Annotated in this window: 8 protein-coding genes; all 8 read left to right on the top strand. The window is 50.9% G+C overall.

All coding sequences use genetic code 11. The features are described from left to right. Window positions 1–53 precede the first annotated feature (53 nt). Entirely contained in the window at window positions 54–1583 is a 1530-nt protein-coding gene (locus RH89_RS15960; RefSeq protein ID WP_004404133.1) for a sugar ABC transporter ATP-binding protein, read from the top strand. 31 nt (window positions 1584–1614) lie between these two features. Further along, complete coding sequence (locus RH89_RS15955) at window positions 1615–2622, top strand: ABC transporter permease (RefSeq protein ID WP_004404130.1); 1008 nt, start codon at window positions 1615–1617, stop codon at window positions 2620–2622. A gap of 10 nt (window positions 2623–2632) precedes the next feature. Next, window positions 2633–3616, top strand: a complete 984-nt coding sequence (locus RH89_RS15950) for a sugar-binding transcriptional regulator (RefSeq protein ID WP_004404129.1) — start codon at window positions 2633–2635, stop codon at window positions 3614–3616. An 11-nt stretch (window positions 3617–3627) separates the two neighbouring features. Then, window positions 3628–4617 carry an aldo/keto reductase gene (locus RH89_RS15945; protein ID WP_004404128.1) on the top strand — a complete coding sequence of 330 codons (990 nt, stop codon included), beginning with the start codon at window positions 3628–3630 and terminating at the stop codon, window positions 4615–4617. 8 nt (window positions 4618–4625) lie between these two features. Then, window positions 4626–6371 carry a glycerol-3-phosphate dehydrogenase/oxidase gene (locus RH89_RS15940; protein WP_004404127.1) on the top strand — a complete coding sequence of 582 codons (1746 nt, stop codon included), beginning with the start codon at window positions 4626–4628 and terminating at the stop codon, window positions 6369–6371. Then, on the top strand, window positions 6362–7201 hold the full coding sequence (locus RH89_RS15935; RefSeq protein ID WP_004404126.1) for a class I fructose-bisphosphate aldolase: 840 nt from the start codon (window positions 6362–6364) through the stop codon (window positions 7199–7201). Before RH89_RS15940 ends, RH89_RS15935 begins: the two co-directional genes overlap by 10 nt. Window positions 7202–7213: 12 nt before the next feature. Next, a complete protein-coding gene (locus RH89_RS15930) occupies window positions 7214–8731 on the top strand; it encodes an FGGY-family carbohydrate kinase (protein ID WP_004404125.1) in 1518 nt (505 codons plus the stop codon). A 152-nt stretch (window positions 8732–8883) separates the two neighbouring features. Next, the gene (locus tag RH89_RS15925; RefSeq protein ID WP_004404124.1) at window positions 8884–13890 is read left to right on the top strand and encodes an NPCBM/NEW2 domain-containing protein; all 5007 of its coding nucleotides are present in this window, start codon (window positions 8884–8886) and stop codon (window positions 13888–13890) included. Window positions 13891–13916 lie beyond the last annotated feature (26 nt).

Here is a 13916-nt window from a genome sequence, read left to right as displayed (position 1 = left end):
TCGTGATCTGTTCGGGCAAAAACAAAAGTACCCAGCCTACACAGGAGATACCTATGTCAGCTACATCAGTTACACCGGTATTGGAAATCAGAAACGTACGTAAGACCTTCGGGAAAACCGTTGCTCTGGAAGACGTCAGTTTTACCCTGATGCCCGGTCAGATCCACGCCCTGGCGGGAGAAAACGGCGCCGGAAAGTCTACCCTGATGAAGATTATTGATGGGATCTATCAGCCAGATTCAGGCGACATTTATCTGAACGGTAAGAAAACACGCATCGCCGATCCACTGGAAGCGCAGCGCAAAGGCATCGGTTTTGTTCATCAGGAGATTGCCCTTTGCCCGGACGTTTCCGTTGCTGAAAACATCTTAATGGCAAAAACCAGCGCATCGCAAAAATGGTTTATGGACTACAAAGCGCTGAAAGAGCAGGCAAAAGCGGCGATTTCGCAACTGGCAGATATCGACCCAAATGCGTTGTTGAGCGAACTCAGTATCTCGAATCAGCAACTGGTCGAAATTGCCAAAGCCCTGACGCTCGACTGCCATATCCTCATCCTGGACGAGCCAACAGCAGCACTGACCGAGAACGAATCGAAGATCCTGTTTCAGATCATGCATCAGCTAAAAGAAAAAGGGATCAGCATTATTTACATTAGCCACCGCATGGCGGAGATCTTTGAACACTGCGATCAGGTCACAGTGTTCCGAGACGGCAATCTGGTAGTGAGCTACCCCACCAGCAACACCACCCCTGAGCAGGTGGTCAACGATTTGGTGGGACGCGAGCTAACCAATCTCTACCCCGAAAAATGCGCAGAAGATGTAGAACATAACCCCACTCTGCTTTCGGTGAAAAACCTGTCGGACAATCGATACTTCAGAGACATCCACTTTCGCGTGCATCAGGGAGAGATCTTTGGCATCTCAGGGCTGATAGGCTCCGGGCGCTCTGAAATGGTCAAAGCCATTTGTGGATTGCAGGCGAAGCAGAGTGGTGATGTAGCTTACAAAGGCAAAACACTGGACATCCGTTGTTATCAGGACGGCATCGAAGCGGGCATTGTCTATCTTTCGGAAGATCGCAAAGAAAACGGCGTCTTTCTGGAGCTTTCAATCGCATCCAACGTTTCCGCCCTTAACCCTGATCAGGTCTCACGACGCGGTTTTATCCAGCATCACCTTGAAGACGAACAGGCCACGCGGCTGACCAACGAACTGAATCTCAAATCCAGTGGTATGTCAGCGCCGGTTTCCTCGCTCAGTGGTGGCAACCAGCAAAAAGTCGCGATTGCCAAAAGTCTGTCGGTGAAACCCAAGGTCATCATTATGGATGAACCGACCCGTGGCATCGATGTTGGCGCGAAGTCCGAAATCCACAAGATGATTCGAAGGCTCGCCAACGAGGGAGTCGCCATCATTGTCATCTCTTCAGAACTCCCTGAAGTCATTGGTCTTAGCGACCGCATCATGGTGATGTGCGAATCGCGAAACGCGGGCGTGCTTACCGCCAGTCAAATTTCAGAAGAGAACATCATGCGTCTGGCATCGGGCGTTACTCAACAGCACGTTGCTGCTTGCTAATACGAGGCCCGCTCAAGTGCGGAGAAAAAGTATGGACAACAATTTAACAGCCAATAAAGGCATGGAATCTCAATCAAAAAGCGCAGTCAGAAATCTATTCTCACGAACAAAGAACATGCGCGAATTTACCTTAATTCTGATCATTGTGGCGCTGTTTGTCACCATGAGCTTTGCGTCACCTTATTTTCTAACTTGGGCCAACATGAAAGCCATGCTGCTGTCGTTCTCAGTTGAGGGCATAGTGGTTGTGGGTATGACCATGTTGATCATTGTCGGAGGCATTGACTTGTCGGTAGGTGCGGTTATGTGCCTGGCAATGGTGTTTGCAGCCAAGCTTTTTATTCTCGGCGTTAACCCTTGGTTAGCCAGCCTGACGTCGATAGTGATGTCGGGGGGAATCGGTTATCTGATGGGGCTATGCGTGACCCGAATCGGGTTACACCACTTTATTGTCACCCTCGCATTCATGGGGCTTGCGCGCGGTGCCAGCATGATCATTACACAGGGCACCCCCATTTCGCTTTTTACCCTTCCCCCTGAGTTTAAGTTCATTGGTCAGGGCACGCTGTACGGGGTTCCCTTCTCAATCATTATCTTTTTAGTCGTGGTCGCCATATCCGATTACCTGCTCCGAAATGCAACGGCGTTTCGCAAAGTCTTCTACACCGGAAGCAATGAAAAAGCCGCAGAGTATTCGGGCATTCGCACCAACAAGGTCAAGCTTTGGGTCACCGTGCTCTGCTCTGCACTTTGCGGGCTTGGAGGCATCATCTACATGTCTAAGTTTGGTGCGGCGACCCCTAACTTCGGCGTCGGGCTGGAACTGAACATCATCGCGGCAGCTGTCATTGGTGGAGCCAGCTTTAACGGCGGTCAGGGTTCCGTACTGGGGGCTATTCTCGGCATCGCACTTCTCAGCGTAGTCTCAAGCTCTCTGATTCTGCTGAATGTTTCTGTCTACTGGCAGGACTTCATCAAAGGCTTGATCCTGCTGTTTGCCGTTGCCGTCGACCACATCCTTAACAAGAAACCGAGCTAAGGAGGAGCAGATGGCTAGCGTCTCAAACATCAAATCAGTACAGGCTAAACGCGAAGCGGACTGGCTGGTGCGCAAGGTTTTGATACTCCATTACCTTGAAAACAAAAGTCAGGCAGACATCTCGAAATACCTTTCTCTGTCTGCCGCGAAGGTCAACCGCATTATCCGCAGCGCTCGGGAAGATGGTTTGGTGGAAATCAACCTGAACATCGAACACGCCGATGTCGCGGAATACGAGCGCCAGTTGGTGGAAAAAACCAATCTGCTAGACGCCACACTCAGTGCCTCGGTGAGTACCGACCCAAGTGTGAATTTCAAGTTTGTGGCGGAAACCGCCGCCGAACTTCTGCTCAACCGCCTGCGCGATGGCGACGTGATTTGCGTCAGTGGGGGTAAAGCCATATCCACACTGGTGGAAGTCATTAAGCCAACTCGCAGCTACAAAGTCACGGTTGTGCCCGCCACCGGAGGGGTTCAGGGGAAGTATTTCACCGATGTAAATCACCTCGCTTACTCACTGGCAGAAAAGCTGGGAGGAAAATCTTACCAGCTTCACGCCCCTCTTTTTGCCGATACCCGAGAAGATCGGGATGTACTCATGGGAATGCAAACCTGCAAGGAAGTACTCGACCTGGCCAGAAACGCCGACATTGCATTGGTTGGCGTGGGTGCACTGGCGACCGGTTCGGAAAGCTACTTCGACCTAAGAAGAAACATGTCGGAAGAGGAATGCGCCCAGATACGGGCAAACCTGTGCGAAGGCGAAATGCTGGCTCACCTTATCAATGTAAAGGGCGCGTCATGCATGGACAGGCTGAACGAAAAGCTGGTTGGGCTCACCTTGGAAGAGCTGAGAAATGTCCCGATGAGAATTGGTATTGCAGCCAGTGAAAGCAAGGTTGTGCCGATTCTCGCCGCACTGAATGGCAATTTCATCAATACATTAATCTCCGATGAAAACACCGCCAAACAAGTGCTGGAACACATGATTTAAAGGATTAAAAAATGCAGACAAGAACACTCGGAACAACCGACATCGACGCATCGGTGATCGGGTTGGGCACCTGGGCCATGGGTGGCTGGATGTGGGGAGGCAACGATGAAAAGCAGTCGGTTGATGCCATACGTGCGGCACTGGATGCCGGTGTCACTCTGATTGATACCGCTCCCGCTTATGGATTGGGTCGCTCAGAGGAACTGGTTGGAGAAGCCATTTCAGGCAGACGCGAAGAAGTGGTGCTCGCCACCAAATGCGGCTTAGTTTGGCACACTCAACAGGGCAACCACTTTTTTGAAGAAGAAGGACAGCAGGTTCACCGTTACTTAGGTGCAGAATCGATTCGCTACGAACTTGAGCAAAGCCTGCGTCGCCTTAAAACCGATTACATCGACCTCTACATAACCCACTGGCAGGACGATACCACCGCCATTGAGGAAACCATGAGTACACTGCTGGCACTCAAAAAAGAGGGGCGTATTGGCGCTATCGGGATCAGCAATGCTTCTCTTAAACAACTTCAGGAATACCAAAAATACGGTCCGGTCGACGCCATTCAGGAACGCTATAACATGATTGATCGTTCACTGGAGCAGAGCTTACTGCCGCATGCTCGAAACTCTCAGGTTTCCTGCCTTAGCTATTCGTCTCTCGCATTAGGGCTGCTTTCTGGAAAAATCTCTGCCCAGACACAGTTCAGTGGCGATGATCAAAGGATATCGGATCCCTGGTTTTCTCAGGAAAACCGCCAGCTTGTTCAAGGCTTCTGCCAGCAAATCGGTCCCATAGCAGACGACCATGGCGTTTCTGTTGCTCAGTTGGTGATTGCATGGACTTTGTCTCAGCCAGGAATTACCTACGCCCTCTGCGGCGCACGCAACCCGAAACAGGCGCAGGAAAACGCCAGAGCAGGAGAACTGACACTCTCTGAAGACGTCATTTCGCTGATTGCTTCTGCGGTGAATCGTAACCTGTCTGGCATTCATCAGAGCGCGTAGGGGGGAGCATGAAGGTAAACCGTCGCCCACTGGAATCTATTGAGAACAAAGCGCACTTTGATGCCGTAGTCATAGGCGGTGGTATCAACGGCATCGCGACCTATCGGGATCTTGCTTTGCAGGGGCTCAAGGTTCTGCTGGTCGAAAAAGACGATTTTTGCAGTAAAGCCAGCGCCGCGCCTTCAAGAATGATTCACGGTGGGCTTCGCTATCTGGAAAATGCGGAATTCGATTTGGTCAAAGAGTCTTTGTATGAGCGCAATCGGCTGCTAGAGAACGCTCCGCACTGTGTTCATCCGTTAAGAACTCATATTCCCTTAACCTCCATTTCCAAAGGCATTACTTCGGCGGCGCTGCGATTTTTAGGGTTCGAGCGCCCCACCTCAGAACGTGGAGCACTGATTGTGAAGTTAGGGTTGGGGCTTTATGACCTGTTTACTCGCCACGATCAGGTGCTGCCACCTCATCGCATGTTAAGCCATAAAGCGACAGAAACTCGCTGGCCACAGTTTTCCCAAGAAGTGAAATACTGCGCCAACTATTACGATGCCTGGATTAGCGCTCCAGAGAGGCTTGCGATAGAGCTGGTCAAAGAAGCCAATGCCCTGCAAGGCAATACTCATGCGCTAAATTACGTTCATGCCCAACTTTTGCCAGACGGCGAAATTCAGTTAACGGACACCATCAGCAGTCATCAGATTTGCGTGACCACCACTCAACTGATCAATGCCACAGGGGCGTGGATTGACAAGGTGAACCAGCAGGGAGGTCATCCTACCTCCTACCTGAGTAATACCAAAGGGTCGCACATTATTGTTGATCACCCAGAGCTATTGGCAGCGCTCAAAGGGGACATGGTCTACTACGAGAATCAGGAGAACCGAGTCTGCATCATGTTTCCTTATCTCGGAAAAGTGTTGATCGGGTCAACCGACATTCCGGTTTCGGAGCCAGACAGTATCTACTGCACGCCAGAGGAAGTGGCTTACATTATCGAGTCGGTCTCTTTTATCTTCCCCGGCATCTCAATTGAGCCTTCGGATATTTTGTATCAGTTCAGCGGCATCCGCCCTTTGGGGACCGCAAGCAAGGCAACCGCAGGGCAAATCCCCCGAAGCCACCAGATACGAGAAGACAAACTCGCTGATGGCAAACTCACCGGCTACTCACTGGTGGGAGGGAAGTGGACAACCTTTCGGGCATTTGCAGAACAGGTTACAGATAAGGTGCTAGAAAGCTTAGGAAAGCCGCGCCTTCGCTCCACTCAGTCGCTTCGCATCGGCGGCGGGAAGAACTTTCCTGAAAGTGCTCAGGAACACTCCGATTATCTTGACCGATTAGGCGTGCAGCCGTTTACCTCTCGACCTATGGTGGAACGTCTTCTTACACGCTATGGCACAGAATGCGAAGCCATGTTAAGCGCTATGACATCGCCGGAAAAGGCGCTATCGACTCTGCCTCAGTACACAGAACAAGAGCTGATCTACTTAATAGAGAACGAATACGTTCACCACCCGCTCGATTTAATTCAAAGGCGCACTTCCATCGCTATCGAAGGGCTTATTTCAGATGCCTCTCTCTGCGAGATCATCACCTTGATGGCAGACACGCTTGACTGGGATGACCAGACCAAGATGCAGATGCATCAAGCCACAATAGACAGCCTCAACTTTTACAACGGATTACAGCTAACGCCAACTGAGGCGCTAACCGACACTTATCCTCAACTTGCAAGGAACGCATTATGTATATGAGCAAAAAAGTAAGACTGAAACGATTGATGAACCACGGTCGATGTCTGGACGTGGCCATCGATCACGGAGTCTGTAATGAACCAACCTTTCTGGACGGTCTTGAAGACATGGCTTCGGTCGTAAAACAGCTCGCCGATGCCAGGCCAGACGCCATTCAGATGACTTATGGGCAGTCTGACCTGCTTCAAAACATCGAGGGTAAAGACAAGCCAGCGCTGGTGATGAGGATAGATCTTGGCAACCCCTACAATGCCGAACGTCATCGTGTGATGTGGGCACTGCTGCAAAACCATCAGGATCCTGTATTGCAGGCCGTTCAGATGGACGCAGCTTGTGTCGTAGTCAACTTATTCATGTTGCCAGATGAACCAGATCTGTTTCGCCAGTGCATTGAAAACATCAGTAAGGTCAAGCTCGACTGCGAAAAATACGGCATGCCATTGATGATTGAACCTTTGGTGATGCAGCCCAACTCGGGCAATGGCGGATACATGGTGGACGGCGACTGCGAGAAGATTGTGACTCTGGTTCGGGTAGCAAGAGAGCTGGGCGCAGACATCATCAAAGCCGACCCCACCAGCGATGCGAACGACTTCCACAAAGTGGTCGAGGCGGCCCGCTGTCCGGTTCTGGTTCGCGGCGGTGGCAAAGAAGACATTGAGAGCGTCTTTTCCAAAGCCCGTGCGCTGCTGGATCAGGGAGCGCTTGGCATGGTTTACGGACGCAACATCTACCAACACCCCAACCCTGCAAAGGTGGTCGAAGCATTAATGGCAATGATCCACGATAACGCTTCGGTTAATGACGCACTGGGCATTTATCAACGCTAGCAGGAACAAAATATGGGTCGCTACATCCTTGGATTGGATTGCGGAAACACCGCGATAAAAGCCGCGCTTCTGGATATGGAAGGGGTCGAGCTGGCTTCACATGCCAGCACTATCGAAACACTTTTCCCTCATCCCGGACATACCGAGCTGGATATGAGCAGGCTATGGCAGCAGTGCTGTGAGGTTATACGGCAGGTACTCAAAGAAACAGGGATAAGTGGCGACCAAATCATCGCAATAGGCGTCAGCGGTCATGGTAATGGCGCTTATTTACTGGATAAACGCCACCAGCCGTTGCTTGGCATTCAATCCCTCGACAGCCGGGCAACGGATCTGGTGGCAGACATTCAGTCGGGCGACAAAATAGCAGAAATCCGAGAGTTAAACCGGCAGGGTGTGTGGGCATCGCAAACCGCAACGTTGCTGAGCTGGCTCAAGCAAAACCAGCCCGAAACCTATCACCAGATTGGTAATGTGTTTTTCTGCAAAGACTACCTCAACTTCTGCCTGACAGGAGAGCAGTTCACGGATTACAGCGACCTCAGTGCATCTGGACTGTTTGATTTTCCTCGCCATCAGGTGAGCAAAGAGCTCCTAACGCTCTTGGATATCCAGGAAATCATCGAAGCCATCCCTACACCAGTCCACAGTGACGAGATCATCGGAAAGCTGTCTACCCAGGCGGCAGAACAATCGGGATTGGATGCTGGAACACCGGTTATTGCAGGCATGATAGATGTTATCGCCAGTGCGCTGGGCGCAGGTGTCTGGGATGAAAATGATGCGTCTATTGTGACCGGCACCTGGAGCATCAATCAGGTTGTCACCAACAAAATCCCGGATAAACGGCTCTTTATGACCTGTCTGTTTCCAGCCAACCGATATCTGGCGATTGAGAGCAGCGCCACCTCAGCTTCAAATCTGGAGTGGTTTGTGCAGGAATTTTTCCAGTTTGAGAAGGCGCAGCTGAACGCTGGTGAAAGCATTTTTGAGCTTTGCAATCAGCTTGTGGAAAGCGTCGAAATCAGCGAAACCCTTCCCTTGTTTCACCCCTATCTATACGGTTCTGGCGATAGCGGAGCAGCCCGAGGCAATTTCTTTGATCTGGCTGGCTGGCATAAAAAAGCCCACCTGCTCTACGCCGTCTATGAAGGCGTTGTTTTCGGGCATCTGGAACATGTAAATAAACTCCGCACAGCCAACATAGGGTTTACCAAAGCTCTGCTTTCCGGTGGCGGAGCAAGAAGCCAGTTCTGGTGCCAGCTATTTGCTGATGTACTCAATATCGATATTCACATTACTCAATGCAACGAAGCCGGTGCCAAAGGTGTGGCTATGGCTGCAGCGCATGCTACGGGGCAATTTTTAAGTTTTGAAGAGGCAGTTAAAGCGATGCGAAGCCCGGTGCAGGTGTTTACGCCTGAACCTACTCATCAGGCGACGCTAAAAAAACGTTACGACCGCTATCTGCAAGTGTCGGATTGGATCAACCATTTTGGTACCTCTCCACAAGGCAATAAGGAGCCTTAGCATTACTCAGTAACAGAACCTGCAAAACAATAAAAATCAGAACAACAAAGTGGGTCGTTACACCTTTTTACACTGGCGTGGTTTTTAACTTTAGGTTCTGTACCCGAGTTAAAAAGCCACAGAATTCAATACAGGAATGAGGAATTCGAGTTATGAAACCTTCGAGTTCTGGTCGTAGGGAAACACAATCCAGACGGCTTATAACGAAATGTGCCAATGCGCTTTTTGCCGCATTGAGCACCTTCTTTCTATTTTCAGGAGGGGCTTTGGCCGCACAGGGACCGGGGCTTGGAAACGTCCAGTTTTCTTCTGGTGAAGTTTTCACCCAGGTATCCACCCCCTCTGTTGACGATACCACCAATATCCTCCCACCCGACTATCCCGGAAGAAAGCACTTTGGTGTGAATGTGATGACCATGCTCAACGGCTATATGGTCGGCATTTTCGCCCCTGATAGTGGTCAGGCTCCGGGGGGATGGATCGCCCTCGATGTATCCAATCCACGCAGTATCAGCTTAGTGAAGCAAATTTACGAACCTGATACCTCCAACGCCAATCGCACCGGAGATGGTCTTCGAACCCGCGATTTTCGTGAACCTCATTCTTTTGGGTTAAGTGAAAACCACCTTATCGCAATACAAACCGGACGAGGCATTGAAATCTGGGACTGGAGTAACGTAAACAACCCGGTTCAGCGAAGTAAGCTTGCGATATCCGGCGTTAACTTTGGTGATTACAACAATGTGTCCTGGCAACTCTTCTGGCAGGCACCTTACCTTTACGTCGCACGAGGGAACGCAGGGCTAACCATTGTAGATACTTCGGATGTTGATAACCCACACGTGGTGAAAACCGTGCCAACCAATCAACTGGGTGGCTTTACTGTGGGACCGATATTCGCGCTCGGGAATGAGCTTTATCTGTCTAGTATGAATAACCGCAGCGGGTTCTCGATTCTGAATATTGATGATCCGGAAAACCCGGTTCTGACCAAAACCCTTTCTAGCCTTCCAGAAACCTATTACGCCTCTTGCTGGGATGGGAAACGAGCCTTTTTTGGTGCGAGAAGCGCGGGCGACAAGCTCCGAATCTATGACACCACCACCAATCCATTCACGCTGTTGAGCGATTCTGAAAGCGGGTTTGTAAACCTTTACTGTAACCTTCAGGACAACCGCTTAATGCTGGGAAATCAGGACGATATCTCGGTGTTAGACGTCTCTGATATCAATAACATTTCAAGTTTAGGTAAGGGGTCTCTAAATGCGACTGGGTCTGACACAGACCACGGACAAGTGTTCGCTTTCGGGAACATGGTCTGGGTGGGTAACGATCATGGTAGCGGTAGCGGGCTTATCGCATGGCAATCCGACAAAGACACCACGCCGCCTACGTTAACTCGTGCCCTGCCCGCCAGCGAACAGTCTCACGTACCTGTGACAAGCCGAATCGGGATATCGCTGTCTGACAGCGTTTTGATGGAGTCGGTCAACAGCAACTCATTCAAAGTCACTAAGTTCGGTGACAATACTCCTTTGAGCGGCACATACAGTGTCAATCTGGGTTTTGTTCACTTTAGCCCGAGTCAGAACCTCGATACCAACCAGACGTATGTGGTCACCCTTGACGGTATTGAAGACTTTGCAGGTAACGCGATGCCACAACAGCAGTATCTGTTTTCAACGGGAAATGTTCAGTCACACAACCTGACCATTTCTGCTCCGTCGTCTACAGAGGTTGGGCAAAGCATTACCCTAAGCGCCAGTGCCAACGCCATAGGAAACGGAACACTGGAGTATTCCTGGGATTTTGGCGACGGCAGTTCACCAACGGCATTTTCTACCCAGTCTGCTGTTAGCCATACCTACACCTCTCCCGGTCACTGGCAACCTGTTGTGACTGTGCGGGAGTCCAACTTCAGCTCCTCTAACACCAGGCGTGTCACCGCTTATCATCCACCAACGTCTACACCTCCGGTCACCGCTTCCACGATCAGTCAGTCAGGAAATCAGGTGTATGTGGTTAACGAAGATAACGACACCGTCACCGCCATTTCTGCAAACAGCCCGTTTAGCAAAGTGTGGGAAGCCCCTGTCGGTGACAGACCAAGGACGCTGGACATCGCACCTAATGGGCACATCTGGGTGACCAACCAGAGTGACGACTCCATCACTGTGCTCACCGCTCAGGGCAGCAAAGTGAGGGACATTGCGCTGCCGCGAGCTTCCCAGCCTTATGGTGTCGCATTTGCGCCTGACGGAAGTGCAGCCTTTGTTACGCTTCTCGCCAGCGGCAAATTGCTCAAACTCAACCCATCCACCGGAGCCGTTCAGGATGAAGTGGTGGTGGGTCACTCTGCCAGAGGCATTGCCATCAACAGCGACTCCGATACAGCTTACATCACGCGCTTTATCTCTCCGCAGAGCCACGCTGAAGTGGTAGAAGTTAACCTCAATGGGATGTCAGTTGGGCAAGTGATTCAGTTGGCAAAAGACACCAGCACCATCGACGGACCAGACCGCAGCCGGGGGATACCGAATTACCTGAATGCCATCACCATTTCTCCTGATGGTGGTAAAGCCTGGATACCGTCAAACAAAGCCAACGTCGATCGAGGGGAGTTCAATGAAGGCAATGAAGACAAAGCATTGACCTTCGAAACCACAATCCGGGCCATCGTTTCTCAGATCGATTTGAACACTAACCAAGAGTTAACCAGCGCTCAGCTAGATATTGATAACCGAGCGCAGCCTAAAGCGATTCAGTTCAGTGATTTGGGTGACTACGCGTACATCGTCATTGAAGGGCAAAACAGCGTTGAAATACGTGACGCGTACAACCTGAGTCGGGTCAATGAACTGGCAGACAGCGGAAAAGCGCCAGTTGGACTGGTTAAATCTGGCAATCACCTGTTTGTTCATGGGTTCTTGTCTCGTTCGGTGGTGGTTTACGACGTCAGCAACTTTGAAAGTCATCTGGGCGACATCACCCGAGTCGCAGAAACCACGACTGTCGCCAACGAATCTCTGCACCCCAGAGTGCTGGCAGGGAAACAGATCTTCCACAACGCCGCCGACGCCAGAATGACTCAGGATGGTTATCTTTCCTGCGCAAGTTGTCACACCGGTGGTGACTCTGATGCACGAGTGTGGGACTTCACAGATCGCGGAGAGGGGCTGCGCAACACCATTCCGTTGGTTGGGCGAACAGGGTTAGGTCACGGACGAGTTCATTGGACGGCCAACTTCGATGAAATTCATGACTTCGAGAATGACATTCGCTCTGCCTTTGGTGGTCGAGGATTTATTGATGACAGCTTGTTTAGCGATGTCGAAGATCCACTCGGTCAGCCTAAAATGGGTCTGAGCGAAGATCTGGATAACCTGTCCTTCTACGTTACCAGCTTAAATCAATTCCCTAAAAGTCCATATCGACCCGCGAGAGGAGGAATGACGAAAGAAGCGCTAGCGGGTAGACAGCTTTTCAAAGACAAAGGTTGTGCTTCGTGTCATAGCGGAGGCTACCTCACAGACTTTCAACGTCATGATGTGGGCACTATTCAGGCATCTTCGGGGCAAGGGATTTCCCAGCCACTGGCAGGGGTGGGCTTTGAAACGCCAACCTTGATTGGACTCTGGGATTCCGCTCCGTATTACCACAACGGGCAAGCCGCAACGCTGGATGAGGCACTCCAGATTGGAAGCCAGCACACGGTATCCGACTCAGCTGAACGAGCGAAAATTGTCGCTTATCTCCAGCAAATTGAATACGGTGGTCCGCCTATTCTGGTGCCTGAGCCTCCCGCACCACCAAAGTACGACTATCTGAGCGATCTGACCGAAACCAGCTCTGACAACGGTTGGGGACCAATCGAAAAGGATCAGAGTAATGGTGAGTCCGGTTCAGGAGATGGTTCCCCAATCCGTCTTGCCGGGAAAACCTATCAGAAGGGTTTAGGGGTCCATGCTCATTCTGAAATTACCTATGACTTATCTCAGAAGGATTATGACCAGTTCACAGCCGCAATAGGTGTGGACGACGAAGTGGGTAACCGAGGCTCAGTCACCTTTGAAATTTATCTGGATGACGTGCTGAGTTACCAGAGTGGTGTGCTCACCGGAAGCAGCGCAACTCAAGCTGTCATTTTGCCCATCAATGACAACCATGGAGAACTGAAACTGGTGGTCAAAGATGGCGGAAACGGAGTGGGTCACGACCATGCTGACTGGGCAGACGCTAAGTTGAGAGAAAAAGTGGAGTCACCTTCTGTTATCGGTCTCTACTACGGCACGGTTTCCGGGAATATCAACGTGAGTGATGTTAACCCGAGAACCAGCGTGACTATCAATTTGAGCGAAACTGAAGACAGCATTGCTGGAAATACAACCGAAATATACACCGGATACATCTACGATGCCGACGGCAATATCTCTTTCAGAGAACATATCGACGATAAAACCCGTCTCTGGATAGATGGCGTTCTGGTGCTGAGAAGTGAGCATTGGAGAGATGTCGTTTCCACCGAAAACCTGAACCTGAACCCCGGGTGGCATAGCTTTGAGCTGCGTATCAGTAACGGTAAAGGGGGCAGCGGACCAACCTCAGGAATCGGTTTTGCGTATGACCCAGATGGCGGAACTAACTGGCAACATCCGGAAGATCCCGGTGACGGCAGCCTGTTCCGAACTCAAATAGCTCTGACTAACCCTTCCCGCTACGTTTACCTGAGTGATCTGCCAGAATCCTCTTCAACTAACGGGTGGGGGCCGATTGAGAAAAACCGTTCCAATGGAGAACAGGGCAGTGCGGATGGCAACACCATCACCATAGATGGTCAAACCTTCGAAAAAGGACTGGGCGTTCACGCTGAATCTGTGGTGACCTATCAGTTCAATGCGGGCACCTATAACCAATTCAGTGCCGTCATTGGGGTAGACGATGAAGTTGGTAATCGGGGCTCGGTCATCTTCAAAGTAGAAATCGATGGCACTCAAATGTTCCAGAGTTCGACTCTGACGGGCGGAGGCAGTGCAGACCAGGTAACCATAGCCATTCCTTCAACAGCAACGTCACTCACCTTAAAAGTGACAGGTGCTGGCGATGGGATTGGTCACGACCATGCAGACTGGGCAGCAGCCCGACTGCGCCTTTCTAACTGATCCTTCCCTTCCTTGTTAGGCACCAG

Source organism: Vibrio nigripulchritudo ATCC 27043 (assembly GCF_000222685.1).
GTDB classification, from domain to species: domain Bacteria; phylum Pseudomonadota; class Gammaproteobacteria; order Enterobacterales; family Vibrionaceae; genus Vibrio; species Vibrio nigripulchritudo.
Note: the sequence above shows the minus strand (reverse complement) of the source record. Positions and strands in the feature narration are given on the sequence as shown.